The organism is Brevundimonas sp. RM1 (assembly GCF_052907225.1).
Genome location: NZ_JBRERY010000003.1, coordinates 123029 through 139233, shown reverse-complemented (window position 1 = coordinate 139233; position 16205 = coordinate 123029). Strand labels below are relative to the sequence as shown.

The 16205-nt window shown below is 70.9% G+C and carries 18 protein-coding genes; 10 read left to right on the top strand and 8 right to left on the bottom strand.

Features of this window, described 5'->3' with window-relative positions; genetic code table 11:
* Nucleotides 1-46 precede the first annotated feature (46 nt).
* Entirely contained in the window at nt 47-352 is a 306-nt protein-coding gene (locus ACU5AP_RS04425) for a hypothetical protein (RefSeq protein ID WP_040346247.1), read from the top strand.
* A gap of 52 nt (nt 353-404) precedes the next feature.
* Here the strand turns inward: ACU5AP_RS04425 and ACU5AP_RS04420 are convergent, their stop codons facing one another.
* Nucleotides 405-1043, bottom strand: coding sequence for a TlpA family protein disulfide reductase (locus ACU5AP_RS04420; RefSeq protein WP_128718899.1), 639 nt, complete (start codon nt 1041-1043; stop codon nt 405-407).
* On the opposite strand from ACU5AP_RS04420, the gene argH reads away from it, so the two are divergent.
* The 3 genes from argH to lysA are packed head-to-tail and all read left to right on the top strand — an operon-like array spanning nt 1042 to nt 4019.
* Nucleotides 1042-2460 carry an argininosuccinate lyase gene (gene argH, locus ACU5AP_RS04415; protein ID WP_128718900.1) on the top strand — a complete coding sequence of 473 codons (1419 nt, stop codon included), beginning with the start codon at nt 1042-1044 and terminating at the stop codon, nt 2458-2460. The genes ACU5AP_RS04420 and argH overlap by 2 nt on opposite strands.
* Nucleotides 2457-2708: an LPS translocon maturation chaperone LptM gene (lptM, locus tag ACU5AP_RS04410; RefSeq protein ID WP_223850705.1), complete on the top strand. Its 252-nt coding sequence runs from the start codon at nt 2457-2459 to the stop codon at nt 2706-2708. The genes argH and lptM overlap by 4 nt, the downstream gene beginning before the upstream one ends.
* Before the next feature lie 36 nt (nt 2709-2744).
* Nucleotides 2745-4019, top strand: coding sequence for a diaminopimelate decarboxylase (lysA, locus tag ACU5AP_RS04405; RefSeq protein ID WP_128718901.1), 1275 nt, complete (start codon nt 2745-2747; stop codon nt 4017-4019).
* 3 nt (nt 4020-4022) lie between these two features.
* Here lysA and ACU5AP_RS04400 read toward each other — a convergent pair whose 3' ends face one another.
* Both ACU5AP_RS04400 and ACU5AP_RS04395 read right to left on the bottom strand, forming a co-directional pair.
* The gene (locus ACU5AP_RS04400) at nt 4023-4562 is read right to left on the bottom strand and encodes a phosphoribosyltransferase (RefSeq protein ID WP_446680842.1); all 540 of its coding nucleotides are present in this window, start codon (nt 4560-4562) and stop codon (nt 4023-4025) included.
* Nucleotides 4563-4632: 70 nt separating this feature from the next.
* Nucleotides 4633-5430, bottom strand: coding sequence for a DUF3426 domain-containing protein (locus ACU5AP_RS04395; RefSeq protein ID WP_446680841.1), 798 nt, complete (start codon nt 5428-5430; stop codon nt 4633-4635).
* 69 nt (nt 5431-5499) lie between these two features.
* On the opposite strand from ACU5AP_RS04395, the gene ACU5AP_RS04390 reads away from it, so the two are divergent.
* The 5 genes from ACU5AP_RS04390 to ACU5AP_RS04370 are packed head-to-tail and all read left to right on the top strand — an operon-like array spanning nt 5500 to nt 9356.
* Nucleotides 5500-6243, top strand: a complete 744-nt coding sequence (locus ACU5AP_RS04390) for a cell division ATP-binding protein FtsE (RefSeq protein ID WP_446680840.1) — start codon at nt 5500-5502, stop codon at nt 6241-6243.
* The gene (locus tag ACU5AP_RS04385; protein WP_046652374.1) at nt 6240-7121 is read left to right on the top strand and encodes a cell division protein FtsX; all 882 of its coding nucleotides are present in this window, start codon (nt 6240-6242) and stop codon (nt 7119-7121) included. The genes ACU5AP_RS04390 and ACU5AP_RS04385 overlap by 4 nt, the downstream gene beginning before the upstream one ends.
* Nucleotides 7122-7131: 10 nt before the next feature.
* Nucleotides 7132-7788 (top strand): YdcF family protein, encoded by a 657-nt coding sequence (locus ACU5AP_RS04380; protein WP_003166233.1) that lies wholly within the window; start codon nt 7132-7134, stop codon nt 7786-7788.
* Nucleotides 7785-8498: a lysophospholipid acyltransferase family protein gene (locus tag ACU5AP_RS04375; RefSeq protein ID WP_128718905.1), complete on the top strand. Its 714-nt coding sequence runs from the start codon at nt 7785-7787 to the stop codon at nt 8496-8498. Before ACU5AP_RS04380 ends, ACU5AP_RS04375 begins: the two co-directional genes overlap by 4 nt.
* Nucleotides 8499-8549: 51 nt before the next feature.
* The gene (locus ACU5AP_RS04370; RefSeq protein ID WP_446680839.1) at nt 8550-9356 is read left to right on the top strand and encodes a MipA/OmpV family protein; all 807 of its coding nucleotides are present in this window, start codon (nt 8550-8552) and stop codon (nt 9354-9356) included.
* Nucleotides 9357-9420: 64 nt separating this feature from the next.
* On the opposite strand, the gene hisC is transcribed toward ACU5AP_RS04370, so the two are convergent.
* From hisC to ACU5AP_RS04355, 3 genes are read right to left on the bottom strand one after another with little or no spacing between them, the layout of a single operon-like run.
* The gene (gene hisC, locus ACU5AP_RS04365) at nt 9421-10536 is read right to left on the bottom strand and encodes a histidinol-phosphate transaminase (protein ID WP_312990735.1); all 1116 of its coding nucleotides are present in this window, start codon (nt 10534-10536) and stop codon (nt 9421-9423) included.
* A 30-nt stretch (nt 10537-10566) separates the two neighbouring features.
* Nucleotides 10567-11259 (bottom strand): hypothetical protein, encoded by a 693-nt coding sequence (locus tag ACU5AP_RS04360; RefSeq protein ID WP_446680838.1) that lies wholly within the window; start codon nt 11257-11259, stop codon nt 10567-10569.
* A 13-nt stretch (nt 11260-11272) separates the two neighbouring features.
* The gene (locus tag ACU5AP_RS04355) at nt 11273-12331 is read right to left on the bottom strand and encodes a DUF2125 domain-containing protein (RefSeq protein ID WP_128718909.1); all 1059 of its coding nucleotides are present in this window, start codon (nt 12329-12331) and stop codon (nt 11273-11275) included.
* A 102-nt stretch (nt 12332-12433) separates the two neighbouring features.
* On the opposite strand from ACU5AP_RS04355, the gene ACU5AP_RS04350 reads away from it, so the two are divergent.
* Nucleotides 12434-12868, top strand: a complete 435-nt coding sequence (locus tag ACU5AP_RS04350; RefSeq protein WP_046652382.1) for a VOC family protein — start codon at nt 12434-12436, stop codon at nt 12866-12868.
* A 5-nt stretch (nt 12869-12873) separates the two neighbouring features.
* Here ACU5AP_RS04350 and ybaK read toward each other — a convergent pair whose 3' ends face one another.
* Nucleotides 12874-13347: a Cys-tRNA(Pro) deacylase gene (gene ybaK, locus ACU5AP_RS04345; RefSeq protein WP_128718910.1), complete on the bottom strand. Its 474-nt coding sequence runs from the start codon at nt 13345-13347 to the stop codon at nt 12874-12876.
* 2 nt (nt 13348-13349) lie between these two features.
* Nucleotides 13350-16199, bottom strand: coding sequence for an ATP-dependent DNA helicase (locus ACU5AP_RS04340; protein ID WP_128718911.1), 2850 nt, complete (start codon nt 16197-16199; stop codon nt 13350-13352).
* Nucleotides 16200-16205 lie beyond the last annotated feature (6 nt).

Sequence of the window (16205 nt, the reverse complement as noted above, 5' to 3'; positions counted from 1 at the left end):
CAGAGACGTTAACGCCAAGGTTCAAATCTCAGAGGGGCTTTCACCCATGCGTATCCGTATGCTGACCATCGCCGCAGCCTCGGTCTTGGCGCTCGGCGCCGCCGCCTGCACCCAGGCCGAACAACAGAAGGCCGAGGCCAACGCCGAAGCCGCCGGCGACAAGGCCGCAGACGTCGCCGCCCAGACGGGCGAAGTCGTCGAGTCCGGCGCCATGAAGGCCGCGCAAGCGGTCGAAGAAGGCGCGGGCAAGGTCGCCGACAAGCTGGAAGACAAACAGGCTCAGGCCGCCGCCGAGGGCCGCCCCGGCGCCGTCGATCCGGCCACGGACACCCGCGTCCCGGCCAAGAACTAGGACATCAACCAGAGCCCTCCCTTCGCCTGCAGGAGGGAGGGCCTTCGTCGGCTTACGCCTCCGCCAGCAGGTGATCGACCAGGGCCTTGGCCTCGGCGCTGGCCCAATCGGCCTCGCCGGTCAGGACGGCGCGTACCCGGCCCTGACGATCCAGCAGAATGGTCTGGGGCATGGCGCCCTTGCCCGGAAACTCGAAGGCCAGCTGGAATTTCGGGTCGATGTAGAATTCCAGCGGCGCGTTTTCGGCGATGAAGGCCCGCGCCTCGCCCGCCGTCTTCTCCACATCCATGCTGACGGTGACGACGACGAAATCCTCGCGCGCCTTGTAGTGGTCGGCCAGGGCCGCCAGGGTCGGCATCTCGATCTTGCACGGCGCGCACCAGGTGGCCCACAGGTTCACCACCGTCACCTTGCCCGCGAAGTCGGCCAGGCGGACATCGCCGCCGTCGGCGTTCTTGAACACATAGCCGGACACCGCCTGAAAGGCGTCTTGAGAGGCGGGCGTCTGAAGCGCCGCCAGCGATCCCTTGGCGAAGGCCGCCAACTGCGGGTCGACAGTCTCGGCTGCGGCAGGCGCGGACTCTTTGCTTCCGCCCTTCTGATTGACGTATAGCAGCGCCGCGCCCACGCCGATCACGCCGATCACCGCGAACGTCGCCACGCCCGCCCAAGTCCGCCCAGAGCCGCTCATGTCCGATACGCCTTCCAAACCACAGCAAGATGTCCCCGCTCAGGGGCAGTCTCTATGGGGCGGACGCTTCAGCGCCAAGCCCGCCGACATCATGCAGGCCATCAACGTCTCCATCGGCGTCGACAAACGCCTGTGGGCGCAGGATTTGGCCGGATCGCGGGCCCATTGTCGCATGCTGGCCCAGCAGGGCATCATCCAGCCGGCCGACGCCGAGGCCATCCTGGGCGGTCTGGACGTCATCGAGGGCGAGATCCGGAACGGCTCCTTCCCCTTCCGCGACGTCTATGAAGACATTCACATGAATGTCGAGGCGCGCCTGTCGGAACTGATCGGCGAGCCGTCGGGGCGTCTGCACACGGCGCGCAGCCGCAACGATCAGGTGGCGACGGATTTCCGCCTGTGGGTGCGCGACGCCTGCGACCGCACCGTGGCCCAGTTGAAGGATCTGCAAGGCGCCCTGCTGGACCGGGCGGAACAGCACGCGGGCGACCTGATGCCGGGCTTCACCCACCTGCAGACGGCCCAGCCGGTGACCTTCGGCCACCATCTGATGGCCTATGTCGAGATGTTCGGCCGCGACGCCGGGCGCTTCGCCGACGCCCGCGCCCGCATGAACGAGAACCCGCTGGGCGCCGCCGCCCTGGCCGGGTCGCCCTTCCCCATCGACCGCCACATGACGGCGCAGGCGCTGGGCTTCGACCGCCCGATGGCCAACAGCCTCGACGCCGTGTCGGACCGCGACTTCGCCCTGGAAAGCCTGGCCGCCGCCTCGATCGCGGCGGGCCACCTGTCGCGTCTGGCCGAAGAGATCGTGGTGTGGATGACGCCGATGTTCGGTTTCGCCACCCTACCCGACGACCTGACCACCGGCTCGTCCATCATGCCACAGAAGCGCAACCCCGACGCCGCCGAACTGGTGCGCGCCAAGACGGGCCGCATCAACGGCGCCCTGATCGCCCTGACCACGGTGATGAAGGGCCTGCCGCTGGCCTATTCCAAGGACATGCAGGAGGACAAGTCGCCGGTGTTTGAGGCGTTCGATGCGCTCGATCTGGCGCTGACGGCCATGACCGCCATGGTCGCCGTGATCCGCCCCAACACCGAGAGGATGGCCGCCGCCGCCGGCGCGGGCTTCTCGACCGCCACCGACCTGGCCGACTGGCTGGTGCGCGAGCTGAACCTGCCCTTCCGCCAGGCGCACCACGTCACCGGCGCCGCCGTGAAGCGGGCCGAGGCCCTGGGCCTGGGGCTGGGCGAATTGCCGCTGACGGAATTGCAGGCCCTGGATGGCCGGATCACCGAAGGCGTGTATGAAGTGCTGACGCCCGAAGCCTCCTGCGCCAGCCGCCAGAGCTTCGGCGGCACGGCGCCGGAGCAGGTCCGCGCGCGCATCGCCGACTGGAGAAGCCGCCTGTGACGAAGACGTCTGTGAAGAAGACCCTGATCCTGGCGGGCGCCGCCGCCCTTCTGCTCTCGGCTTGCGGCCGCATGGCCGACCTCGAACCGCCGCAAGGCGCCACGCCGAAGAAGCAGACCGAGCGCGCCATCCGCGACAAGTCGGCCGCTCACCTGCCGGAACCGGCGATGCAGAACCTGCCGCCGCGCCAGATGCCCATCGACAACGGCACGTCCGACCCGTTCGGCAAGCCGCCGCCGATGAACTGAGCCTTCGCTCCGACCTTCTGACTGGACTCCCCGCCGGTGCACCATTTCGATCTCAAGGACGGCGTCCTGCACGCCGAGGGCGTCTCGCTGGAGGCGCTGGCGGAGATGGTCGGCACGCCGACCTACGTCTATTCCTCGGCCACGCTGCGCCGTCACTACGGCCTGCTGCGCGAGGCGTGCGACGCGCATAAGGACGCGCTGGGCGAGGCCCTGATCGCCTTCGCGGTCAAGGCCAACTCCAACCTGTCGGTGCTGGCCACGCTCGCGAAACTCGGCTGCGGCGCCGACACCGTGTCCGAGGGCGAGATCCGCCGGGCCCTGGCCGCGGGCGTTCCGGGCGAGCGCATCATCTTCTCGGGCGTGGGCAAGACCGACGCCGAACTGGCCTTCGCCATCGACATCGGCGTGCGCCAGATCAATGTGGAGTCCTCGGCCGAACTGGACCGTCTGATCGCCGTCGCGGCCGACAAGGGCACAGCGCCCGCCATCGCCATCCGCGTGAACCCCAAGATCGGCGCGGGCGGCCACGCCAAGATCACCACCGGCGGCGCGGGCGACAAGTTCGGCGTGCCGGTCGAAGAGGCGATGGCGCTCTACGCCCGCGCATCAAACTCGCCTCACGTCACGCCTGTGGGTCTGGCCTGCCACATCGGCAGCCAGATCACCGACCTGGCCCCGCTGGAAGCCGCCTTCCGGGTGCTGCGCCAGATGACGGAGAGCCTGCGCGCTGACGGGCACAACGTCACCCGCCTCGACCTCGGCGGCGGCCTGGGCGTGCCTTATTACGGCGAGACGGCGACGCCCTCTCCGGCTGACTATGTGGCTATGGCCGCGCGCGTGCTGGACGGACTGGGCGTCGAGGCCGCCTTCGAACCGGGCCGCCTGATGGCCGCCAACGCGGGCGTGCTGCTGAGCCGCGTCATCCAGGTCAACGAGCGGACGGACGGTCGCCGCTTCCTGGTGCTGGACGCGGCGATGAACGATCTGATGCGTCCAGCCCTCTACGACGCCTTCCACGACCTGAAGCCGGTGCGACCGACGCCGGGCGAAGCCCTACCCTACGATGTCGTCGGCCCGGTCTGCGAGACTGGCGACACCTTCGCGCGCGATCGCGACCTTCCGCCGCTGAAGGCGGGCGACCTCGTCGTCTTCATGAGCGCCGGCGCCTATGGCGCGGTGATGAGCGGCGAATACAACACCCGCCCCCTGGCCGCCGAGGTTCTGGTCGACGGCGAACGCTACGCCGTCATCCGTCCGCGCCCGACCTATGAGCAAATGTTCGCCCGCGAGCCGATGGCCGACTGGCTTTAAGCCTCAGTCCAGGGCGCAGATGTCGGGCAGGCCGCGCATGCCGCCCGCGTGGTCCAGGCCGTAGCCGACCAGGAATCGGTTCGGCGCCTCCCAGCCGACGAAGTCGGGCTCAGGCGCACGGGGCTTGGGCCAGGGCTTGCGGGCGAAGACGCAGGTCAGCACCTCGGCCGCGCCCGCCTCCTTGGTGATCCGCACCGCCTCGGCCAGCGACAGGCCGGTGTCGAACACGTCGTCCAGGATCAGCACCTTCCGCCCATCGAGCGGCCGCTGATAGGGGGCGCGGACCTCAATCCGGCCCCGGCTGGTCTGTTCGTCGCCGTAGGAGGCCAGCCACAGGGCGTCGAAACGGACGTTGCGGCCCTCGCGCGCCAAGGCGCGGGTCAGGTCAGCGGCGAACCACAGCCCACCGGTCAGCAGGACGGCGGCCACCGTCTCATCGTCGACATGCGGGGCGATGCGGCGCGCCAGATCGGCCACGACGGCCTCGATCTCGGCCTGGGACAGAAGAACCGTGGGGGCGGGGGTCGCTTGGATGTCAGCCATGCCCCCGCCGATACCGCCTGGACGGGGGCGGAGTCGAGAGGCGAAGCAGCTGGATCAAGGTCGAGACCGCTCAGCGGCGCAGACCGCCGTCTTCCCGCACGGCGCTGTCGTCCGAGGTCTTTGCGCGCGGCGCGGAGGTCGACTTGGAGGACGCCTTGGCGGCAGGCCTGAGCGCGTCCTCGAGCAGATAGTCGACGCTCAATCCCGCCACCCGCCCCTGCGGATCAGGAATGACCACGGCGAAGCCCTGAACCTGCCCCGGCAGGATGGGCGGCCCGTCCAGCCGCAGGACGCGGCGCGTCACCGTGGCGCCCTTGGCGTCCTTGAGGACCACGACCAGCGGCGGCGGGACGACTTCGATGTCGCGAATATTGCGCAGCGCGCCTGACACCAGGGTGCGGCCGGGATCGTGCGGCGTCGTGCGGCCCCGCAGCGCCTCGACCTCCAGCCCGACGGTGTTCACGTCCAGACCCAGCGACTTGTAGACCCCCGCCGCCGGGGGGAAGGCGCGGGCGATCTCCTCGCGGAACAGGACGCCGCCGGTCAGCAGGCCCAGCACCACGGCCGCCGCCGCCGCCCAGGCCGCCCCCGCCGCCGCCGCCTGGCGCACGCGACGCTTGCGCTCGGCCTTGGCGCGGAAGGCGCGGGGCAGTTCCGGCGCCGGGGTCTCGGCGAAGGTGTCATAGTGCGGCGCGGCCTCGGCCTCAGCGGCCGGAGCGGCGGCCGGCTCCAGTTCCAGAGGGGCGTCTTCCAGGGTCGCGCGCCAGTCGTGGCCGCACGCCTTGCAGCGCACGCGACGGCCGTTCGGGCCGATCGCCTCGTCGGAAACGAAATAGCTAGTGGCGCAGGCGGGGCAGGTCAGTATCATGTCAGCTGACTGCGAGGCTTATCGCCCCCTCCTGTCGCGGCGCAACGCCCCGGTCCAATACGAAACTCGATGCCCGATCCGATCCGCCGCGCCGCCGACCCTGACTCCGCGCCTGACGCCGTCCGCCTCAGGGGCGTGGGCTTCGGTTATGCGGACAGGCCCGCCGTGCTGCGGGACGTTAACCTTACTCTGCCAAACGGCTCTTTCCACTTCCTTACCGGACCCTCGGGCGCGGGCAAGTCCTCGCTGCTGCGGCTGCTGACCCTGGCCGCGCGACCGCAGGCGGGGCGAATCAGTCTGTTCGGCCAGGATGTGACCCAACTGCCCCGCCGCGAGGTTCCCGCGCTTCGCCGCCGCATGGGCGTCATCTTCCAGGACTTCCGCCTGCTGGACCATCTGTCAGCCTTCGACAACGCGGCCCTGCCGCTGCGCCTGGCAGGCGAGCGCCCGGCCGAATACGCCGCCGACGTGCAGGAGATGCTGCGCTGGGTCGGCCTGGGCGCGCGGCTGGACGCCCTGCCGCCGACCCTGTCCGGCGGCGAAAAGCAGCGCCTCGCCATCGCCCGCGCCGTGGTGGCCCGCCCGCGCCTGATCCTGGCCGACGAGCCGACCGGCAGCGTCGACCGGCCGATGGGCGAGAAACTGATGCGGCTGTTCCAGTCGCTGAACAAACTGGGCGCCACCGTGCTGATCGCCAGTCACGACGAGGCCCTGGCCGAGCGCAGCGGCGCCGCCGTGCTGCGGCTGGAAGGCGGACGCCTGGCGCAGATCGCGCCCGGCCCGGCGCCCGCCGCGGCGGAGGGCCTCGCATGATCGGCCGCTTCCGCAGCGCCCAGCCCGAACTGCTGCCGCGCGAGGCGGGCGGCGAACGCTGGCTGGTCGTGGTCATCGCCGTGCTGTGCTTCCTGGCCTCGATCGCCGCCGTCGGCGCCCTGGCCGCCGACCGGGCCGCGCACGGCTGGGCGCGGCAACTGCGGGCCGAGGCGACCGTGCAGGTGCGCCCGCGCGTCGACGAGACCGGCCCGGCCGCCGCCGCCCGCGCCGCCGAGACCCTGGCTGGCGTCGACGGCGTGGCCGAGGCCCAGGCGATGGACCGCAAGGCCGCCGAGGCCTTGCTGCGCCCCTGGGTCGGCGAGGCGGCCCTGCCCGACCTGCCCCTGCCCTATCTGGTCATCGTCCATCTGGACCCGAAAGCGCCCGCCAGCGCCCCCAGCCTGAGCCGCGCCCTGGCCGAGGCCGGGCTGGACGCCACCGTCGACGACCACAGCCTGTGGCGCGGCGAGGTCGAGCGGTCGGCGGGCCTGATCACCGCCCTGGCGGGAGCCGCCTTCCTGCTGATCGCGGCGGCGACGGCGGCGGCCATCGCCTACGCCACCCGCGCGGGCATGGCGGCCCAGGCCGCGGTAATCGAAACGCTGAGCCTCAACGGCGCCTCGGACGGCGCCGTCGCCACCCTGTTCCAGAAACGCTTCGGCCTGCTGGCCGCGACCGCGGGCGCGGCGGGCGCGGGGCTGGCGGCGTTGATGCTGGCCGGGCTGCGCCTGATTGGCGGCGAAGGCGGGCTGACTCCGGCCCTGCCGCTGGCCTGGGTCGATCTGCTGGTGCTGATCGCCTGCCCCTTGCTGGCGGGCGCCGTCGCCGTCCTGGCCGCCCGCCTCACGGCGCTGGCGAAGCTGGGCCAGCGTAGCTAGTTAGTCTCCTATGAAGTTCCTGACGCTGATCGCCGTGGTGGCGCTGATGTGGCTGACGGGCCTGTTCGTCTTCGCCGAACGGGTGCGCGGCTTCACGCCTGCGCCCGACCCCGCGCGCGCCGACGCCATTGTCTCTCTGACCGGGCCGTCGGCCGAGCGCGTCAACGCCGCCATCCGCCTGCTGGAACAGGGCAAGGGCGACCGGCTGCTGATCTCGGGCGTCAACCGTGAAGTCCGCCGCCAGGAGCTGCGCGCCCTGACGCCGGGCTCCAGCAAACTGTTCAACTGCTGCGTCGACCTGGGTTTCGAGGCCGAGAACACAGTCGGCAACGCCCAGGAGATCGCTGCCTGGGCGCGGTCCAAGGGCTATGACGACCTGATCGTCGTGACCTCCGACTATCATATGCCGCGCAGCCTGCTGGAGATCCGCGGCGCCGCGCCGGGCGTGCGGCTGACGCCCTACGCCGTCTCCACCCCATCGCTGGACAACGCCGGATGGTGGCGCGCGACCGAGACGGCGCGGCGCATGACGCTGGAATACATGAAGTACCTGGCCGTGCTGGGCCGCGAGGGGATGCACCGCCTGACCGGCCGTCACCCCGAACGCCCCGGCCCGACCGCCGAGGCCGACGCTGACGCCTCCGAACCGAACAAGGCCGCCGCATGACGACCGTCCGATCCCTGATCTTCACCCTGTGGCTCTACCTGTCGATGCCGCTGTTCGCCATCGGCCTGTCGCCGGCGCTGCTGATGCCGCACGGCGTCGCCATTGCGGTGATCAAGCTGTGGGCGCGCTTCGTCCTGTTCGGCCTGCGCTGGATCGCCGGGGTCAAGGTCGAGGTGCGCGGGCTGGAGCATCGCCCGACCGGCCCGGCCCTGATCGCCGCCAAGCACCAGGGCATGCTGGACGTCATCGCCCCATTCGCCTTCCTGGACGACGCCTGTTTCGTGATGAAGAAGGAGCTGATGCCCCTGCCCTTCTTCGGCTGGTTCGCCTGGAAGACGAAGATGATCGCCGTCGACCGCGCCGCCCACGCCAAGGCGCTGAAGGACATGGTGCGCCAGACCCGCGCGCGTCTGGCCGAAGGCCGTCAGATCCTGATCTTCCCCGAGGGCACCCGCACGACGCCGGGCGAACCGGCGGACTACAAGCCCGGCGTCGCCGCCATCTATCGCGACGTGGCCGCGCCCTGCTGGCCCGTCGCCACCAACTCGGGCGTGCATTGGCCGGCTCACGGCTTCAAACGCTATCCGGGCACGGTCGTTTTCGAATTCCTGCCGCCGATCCCGGCCGGGCTGAAGCGCGCCGCCTTCATGGCGGAATTGGAAAGCCGGATCGAAACGGCCTCAACCGCCTTGTTGCCGCCCAAAACCTAGGCTTTGGAGAGCGAGACCCTATATCATCAGCTGTTGACCTGGGACTCGTTCATGACCGCACACAGCCCCCTCCGCCTCGCGCTGCTGGCGGCGGCCCTCTCAGTCCTGCCGGTCTCGGCCCTGCCTGTCTCAGCCATGGCGCAGTCTCAGCCGTTCATCCCGGCTGAGACCCCTCAGACGTGGAAGGTCGATGTCGGCGGCGGCGTCGTGCGCGGCTTCAGCGCCACCGGCAGCAACAGCGACGAGGCCAACGTCACCGCCTGGGGCTCGGCCTCCTATCGCGACATCGTCTACGCCAACGGTCTGGACGGCCTGGGCTGGAATGCAGTCAAGCGTGACGGCTTCCACGCGGGGGTGCAGTTGCGTCCGCGTTTCGCCGCAGGCGACATCGACGGCATGGATCGCCCGGACCTGGGCGCCGACGCGGCGCTCTACGCCTTCAAACGGCTGCCGGGGAATATCGTCGTGGGCGGCCGTATCCAGCATGACGCCACCGGCGACGACGCCGGAATGGAATACTACGGCTCCATCAGCCACCAGCGCGTGACTCGCGTCGGCCTGTTGCAGACCATGGCCTATATGCGCGGCGCCAGCGACGAGCGGGTTCAGCGCTATTACGGCGTCAGCGCCGCCGAGCCCGCGAGCAGCGGCTTGACCGCCTTCGAACCCTCGGGCGGACTGTCGGCGGCGGGGGCGGCGGCCCTGCTGGCCATCCCGATCGGCGATCGCTACGGCATGGGCACCTTCGTCAACTACGAACAGCGCCTGGGCGACATCAAGGACAGCCCCCTGATCGAGGACGACTACATCTGGCGCGCCGGGGTGATCGGCGTGTTGCGCTTCAACAGCGGGGACTAGACCATTATCGATCGGGATTGATCCATCCCGATCCAGATCAATGGTCCGCTTAAGTCCTAACGCGTCAGCGCGCCGCGAACTCGCTGAGGGCGTCGAGGACGGCGCGGTTCTGGTCCGCCGTCCCGACCGTCACCCGCAGGCAGTCCGGCAGGCCGTAGCTCGCCACGCCGCGCACGATGATCCCCCGAGACTGCAGATAGTCCTGCGCCGCCGAGGCTGGGCGTTTCGCATCCGGGAAGCGGATCAGGATGAAGTTGCCCGAGGCGGGCAGAACCTCGAACCCGAAGCCGCGCACGGCCTGGATCAGGCGCGGCCGCCACTCGGCCACCAGATCGCGCGAGGCCTTCTGGTGCGCCTCGTCGCCCAGGGCGGCGATGGCCGCCTCGATCCCCGGCACGGAGACGTTGAACGGCAGGCGGATGCGGTCGATGGCCTGCTCGACCGCCAGCGGCGCATAGCCGAAGCCGACGCGCAGACCGCCCAGGCCGTGCAGCTTGGAGAAGGTGCGGGTGACGACGATGTTGGACGCCGTGCGCGCCAGGTCGAAGGCGCTCTCCCAGTCCGGCTCGGTCACGAACTCGGCGTAGGCTTCGTCGACCACCAGGATGACGTGGGCGGGCAGGCCCGCGTGCAGGCGGCGGATCTCCTCGCCCGTGGCGTAACTGCCGGTCGGATTGGCGGGGTTGGACAGATAGACCAGCTTGGTCCGCTCATCGACCAGGGCCAGCATGGCGTCGACGTCGGCACGGAAATCCGGTTCGGCCGCCAGTCTGACTTCGGCCTGACAGGCGCGTGCGGAAATCTGATAGGCGACGAAGGCGTACTGGCTGGTGACGATGTTGTCCCCGGCTTCCAGATAGGTCTGGTTCAGCAGGGCGAAGACCTCGTCCGAGCCGTTGCCGAAGATCAGACGTTCCGGCTCCAGCCCATGCGCCTCGGCCACGGCGGCGCGCAGACGGTCGGCCCGGCCGTCGGGATAGAGGTGGATCGAGGACACGGCGGCGGCGAAGGCCTCGCGCGCCTTTTCGCCTGCGCCCAGAGCGTTCTCGTTGGAGGACAACTTGATCGGCTTGGCCACCCCGGCGATGGCGCTCTTGCCGCCGACATAGGGGGCGATGTCCAGCACGCCGCGCTTGGGTTGAGGCGCGCCGCCGGACGGCGCCTGTTTCGCTTCGGTCATGCGCGCGTCATCCCCTGCCGGCCGCAATGTTCAGAAGACGGGAGCGGCGCCGATGACGCCGGTCAGGCCGCCGGGCGCGCCGTCCAGCCTGACGTCTTCCGCCTGCACATAGCCCGTCAGGACGAACAGCTTCAACCCGCCTCCGCCCGACAGGAATTCGGCCGCCAGCCCCGCCTGCCCCAGGGCTTCGACGATGCGTGCATCCGGCCAGGCGCTGTCCGTGACCCAGAAGGTGCGGTCGTCGCCCGTCGGCCCCGGCGCCTCGGTCCCGACCATCAGGGCGCGCGGCGCGGCGGCGGCGTCATCCGGCAGGGCCGCGATGACCTTCAGCATGGGCAAGGCCAGCAACCGCCCCCACCACGGCCGCGCCGACAGATCGATCAGGGCGCGCGTCTTCTGCGCCGCCCCGTCTCGCACGGCGATCAGGGCCTGGTCCGCCTCGACCATCGGCCGCGCCGCCAGACCCCAGCGGTCAGACGCCAGCATTTGCGACAACGATCCGCAGGCGATCAAAGGCCGCCCGTCCGCCGCTTCCAGTCGTCCCAGCACGGCGCGCACCGCCGACTTTTCCGCCAGGCTCGCACCTTGCAGAACCGCGCGCAGGGCGATGGCGTCGCCGTCGACCGAGCCGCGCGGCCCCGCCGCCAGCCGGGCGCGGACGGCCTCGGCCACGGCCCGCTCCAGCGACAGGCGCGCTTCGTCGGCGGGCGGCTCGATCAGCATGACAGGGGCAGAATCAGAACAGCTGCGGCGCGGGCGCCAGGGCGAACGGCCCCAGATAGGTCCGCCCGCCACGGAACAGGATGGCCAGCTCCACGCCCTGACCTTCGTCGCCGGTCCCGCCCTGCGGCGTGGCGGCGGCGGCCTTGGCGGCGGCGGCGCGATCCAGCGCCCCGCCCTGCTGGGCGCCCGCCAGACCGACAATGGCCGCCAGCGGCTTCTCGGCGCGCACGAAAACCTCGCCTTCCAACTGGCCCTTGCCGTCCGCCGACAGGGCGTCGCTGGAAACGAAGGCCTTGCTCTCGCCCGCCTGAAGCTGCCCCTTCACATTGATGAAGCGGCCGCCCGCCGCCGTCCAAGCGGTCAGCAGACCCTTGGCGTCCGCGCCCTTGCGCAGGGCCGAGGCCTTTTCAATCACCGCCTCGATCTGGGCGTTCAGCATCCCCGATTGGGTGAAGCCTTCGACCGGGCCGTTCGTCCGGCCCTCGCCGTCGACCAGACGGAACAGCACGTCTACGTCATCGGTCGGGGTGTCCGAACCGACCATGTGCGGCCGCATGTAGAACTGCACCAAAGCGGCCTGTTTCAGCGGAAACGGCTCGGCGTCCGGCAGGGCGGTGAAGACCGGCTTCTCCAGCTCCAGCGCCACATTGGGCCAGCGCTGCGTCAGGCCGTGCACGCTCATGCGGATGCCCTCGGCGCGGATGGCGGTCTTGCCCTTCTCGCCGCGCGTGACGGTCAGGCCGTCGGGCGCCGCCAGCACCCAGCGCGTGGGGTTGTAGGCGTTGGCCTGGGCGATCATCTCGGGTGCCGCGATCGCATGGCCGGACGGAGCGACGACGTCCAGGTGCTTGATCGTCACCCGCGCGTGCATGGGCCAGCCGGTGGTGGCCATTCCGGCGTGCTCGATGGTCCAGCCGCTCTCCTTCAGCCCGGCGATCTTGGCCTCCATGCGGCGCTCGATCTGCTGGGTCAGGAAGAACCACCAGCCGGTCCACAGGACCAGGCCCACGGCGACGATGACGAAGGGGATGATCAGCCCCTTGCGGCTGTGATGCGGTGCGGCGTCGGTCATGAGCGCGCTTTAGCAGGACGCGAGGCTGCTGACACGTCCTGTCAGCAGGAACAGGCCAGGTTGCCGTCCGTTCGAATCGCAATCTGACAGGAGACGAAGACCATGGAGACGCAGCAGCTTCATCGCGGCCGGCTGATCGACCATCTGCAACTGGTGACGCCCGACCTTGAGGCCAGTCGTCGCTTCTACGGCGCGGTGCTGGAGGCCCTTGGCGTGCCGATCGCCGGCGAGGCCGAACGCTTCTTCTGGGCCGACGAACTGTTCGTCTCGGCGGTGGACAGCATCGCGGCGCAGGGTCGGCCGACCGGCCGTTGCCACCTGGCCTTCCAGGCCAGGGATCGCGCCATGGTCGAGGCCTTCCACAAGGCGGGCCTGGCGGCGGGCGGAACCGACAACGGCGCGCCGGGCGAGCGGCCCTATCACCCCGGCTACTACGCCGCCTTCCTGCTGGACCCGGACGGCAACAACATCGAGGCGGTGTTTCACGGCGAGGCCGAGCGTTCCGCCGCCAGCGTGGTCGTGACGTTCGAGAGCTAGGCCGATCAGGCCGTCAGATCCGCCCACGTCGCCGTACAGGCCCGCGCGGCTTCGTCCGGCGCCAGCTCCAGCAGCAGGCCGCGCTGGCCGCCGTTGATCAGCACCCGATCGAACAGGAGCGCCGTCTCGTCGATGAAGGTCGGGACGGCCTTCCTCTGGCCGAAGGGGCTGACGCCCCCAACCTTGAATCCGGTCAGACGCTCGGCGTCGGCGGGCTTCATCATCTGGGCCGACTTGCCCCCGGCGGCGGCGGCCAGCTTCTTCATGCTGACCTCGCAGTCGGAGGGCACGACGACGCAGACGGGCTTGGCGTCCACCAGGGTCATCAGCGTCTTGAACACCTGCTCGGGCGCCCAGCCCAGGGCCTCGGCCGCCTGCAACCCCACACGCGGCGCGTCGGGATCGTAGTCGTAAGGTTGCAGTTCGAAAGCGACGCCGGCCTTGCTCAGGGCGACGGTGGCGGGGGTGGTGCGCGACATGGTCAGCCGGTCTGCTCCGCCAGGAAGTCCTTGGTCAACTCCACCGTCTCGGCCAGCCCCAGACGCAGCACCTCCGTCCCCGGCGGCAGGGCGGCGAACAGGCGCGTCGGACAGGCGGCGTCCAGCATGACGAAGACGCCCCGGTCGTCGGCGCGGCGGATCAGGCGGCCGAACGCCTGAGCAATCCGCCCGCGCGCCAGAGCGTCGTCCCACGAACGACCGCCCGAGCCTGTGCCGAACCGCTCTCGCCGCGCCTTGTGCAGCAGGTCCGGGCGCGGCCACGGCACGCGGTCGAAGGCCAGAACGCGCAAGGACCGCCCCGGCACGTCCACCCCGTCCCTGACCGCATCGGTGCCCAGCAGGCAGCTGTCCCGCTCGGCCCGGAAGACGTCGACCAGGGCCCCGACCTCCAGCGGATCGACGTGCTGGGCGTAGAGGGGCAGGCCCGCCCGCGCCAGTTCGGGCCCCAGCCGCTCATAGACCGCCTTCAGCCGCCGGATGGCGGTGAACAGGCCCAAGCCTCCGCCGCCCGCCGCCAGGAACAGTTCGCGCATGGCCGCCGCGATCTGGCGCGGGTCGTCCTTGACCAGATCATTGACGACGATGACCCGGCTGTTGGTCGCATAGTCGAACGGGCTGTCGACCTTCAGCGTCCGCGCCGGTTCGATCAGGCGCGCGGCGCCGGTCCGCATCCGGGCGAGATCGAAGGGGTCTTCCGCCGCCGGATCGGTCAGGGTGGCGCTGGTCACCAGCACACCGTGCGACGGCATGACCACCGCCGCCTCCAGCGGCACGGTCGGATCGATCCAGTGACGGCGCAGGGCCACGTCGTGGATGCGGCCGAAGGCGGCCTCAGCGCTCAACCAGTCCACATAGTCGGGGTCCGGTTCGTCCCCGCCCTCCTCCAGCGCCGCCAGCATGGAGCGCCAGCCGGGCAGGGTCATGCGCGCGCGCCGGTCCAGTCCGCGCAGCGAGCCCTCGATGCGGGCGCGGGCGGCGCCGTCCAGTTCGGCCGCCTCCTCGTCCAGAATGTCTTCGAGATGGCGCGACAGGGCGAGCAGCGGCACCTCGACGGCGGCGATGGCGCGAGCGGCCTCGCGCGCGGCCTCAAGCACCGGCTCGGCGACGGGACGCAGGGCGCATTCGAGGCCGAACTCGGCGGCGCCGGTCTCGGCCGCGCGGGCGCGCAGCTGCTCCAGCGCCGCGACCAGAAACCGCTCGATCGGCCCGATGGGGTTCACCTCGCCCGACGCCGGGGCGATACGGCCCGACACCCCCTCGCCGGGCAGTTGGGCGGCGGCCTGCAGCGCGTCCTTCAGGGCCTTGGAGGCGGCTTCGTTGTCGGCGGTCAGATCGCCCAGCCGTTGTTCAAGCCCCCGTCCGCGACGACCGCGACCTTCCGGCCCTCTGATCCAGCGACGCAGCTCGGCCGCCTCCTGCCCCGACAGGCAGGCGGAGAAGGCGCTGTCCGCCGCGTCGAACAGATGGTGTCCCTCGTCGAAGACGATGCGTTTCAGCGCCGCCGTCTCGCCGTCCTGTTTCAGCCCCCGCGCCGTGCGGGCGCCGTCGAAGGCGGCCTGGGTCATCACAAGCGCATGATTGGCCACCACCAGATCGGCCCGGCGGCTGGCGCGGATGGTCTTTTCGACGAAGCACAGGCGATAGTGGGGGCAGGCGGCGTGGACGCACTCGCCGCGCCGGTCGACCAGATTGGCCGGTCCCGCCTGATGCATGGGCGCGGTCGCATAGAGGCCGGGCAGCCAGCCGGGATAGTCGCCCCCGGTCATGTCGCCGTCGCGGGTATGGGCGGCCCAGCGCGCGGCCAGCGCCATGCCGATCAGGTCGCCGTTCCCCAGTTGCGCCGCCTGCACCATGTCCTGAAGATTGAGCAGGCAGAGGTAGTTTTCACGCCCCTTCCTCACCACCGTCTTGCGGCGGCGCTCGGCTTCATCGGGCCACAGGGCGCGGCTCTCGCGGTCGATCTGACGTTGCAGGGCGCGGGTGTAGGTCGAGATCCACGCCGCCCCGGCGTTACGCTCGGCCCACAGGCTGGCGGGCGCCAGATAGCCCAGCGTCTTGCCGGTGCCGGTCCCCGCCTCGGCCAGCAGGACGCGCGGTCGGCCCTCTTCATTGCGCGGCGAGAAGGCGTAGGCGGCCTCGGCGGCGTAGTCGGACTGGGCGGGCCGCGTCTCGTCCAGACCCGAGGCCTGAAGCAGCTTGTCCAGGCGGATGCGGGCGCTCTCGGAATCAACGGGGGCCGACCCGGCCTCGCCGCGCGGCGCCTCGTCCTCCCACTCCTGCAGGCGCGCCCAGACGTCGAGGCCCGAGCCGCGCTGCTGGCGGCTCCGGAGCGGCCCGGCGCGCAGGGCCTGAAGCACCCGCGACGCCCAGCCCCAGCCCGCCCGCTCCAGCGTCAGGGCCAGCGTGTAGGCCTCCTCCCGCGCCGGATAGGCGGGCGCGGCCAGCTCGGCCAGCAGGTCGGCGGCGGCGGCGCGCAGGGCGGCGGCCTGGGCCTCGGCCCCCCTCGGCTCCTCGCGCCCGAGCGCCAGCGCCAGCCCCGTGGCCGACGGGGCGCAGAACCGTGCCGGGCGCACGAAGGCGAACAGCTCCAGCGCATCCAACATCTCGGCCGAGCGCGACGGCGGCGCCAGACCCAGCCGCCGCGCGGTCAGCCCGGCGTGGGCGACGATGACGTCGCCGCCGGTGAACAGGCCCTCGGCGGCGCCCCGCCCGATCTTGCGCGCGCCTTGATCGTCGCACACGGCCCCGGCCCCCGGCGGCGTGGCCAGCGCAGGCGGCAGGTCGAACGTCAGGGACGACGCGGTGCTGATCTCGGCGGATTCGACAGTCACCCTCGC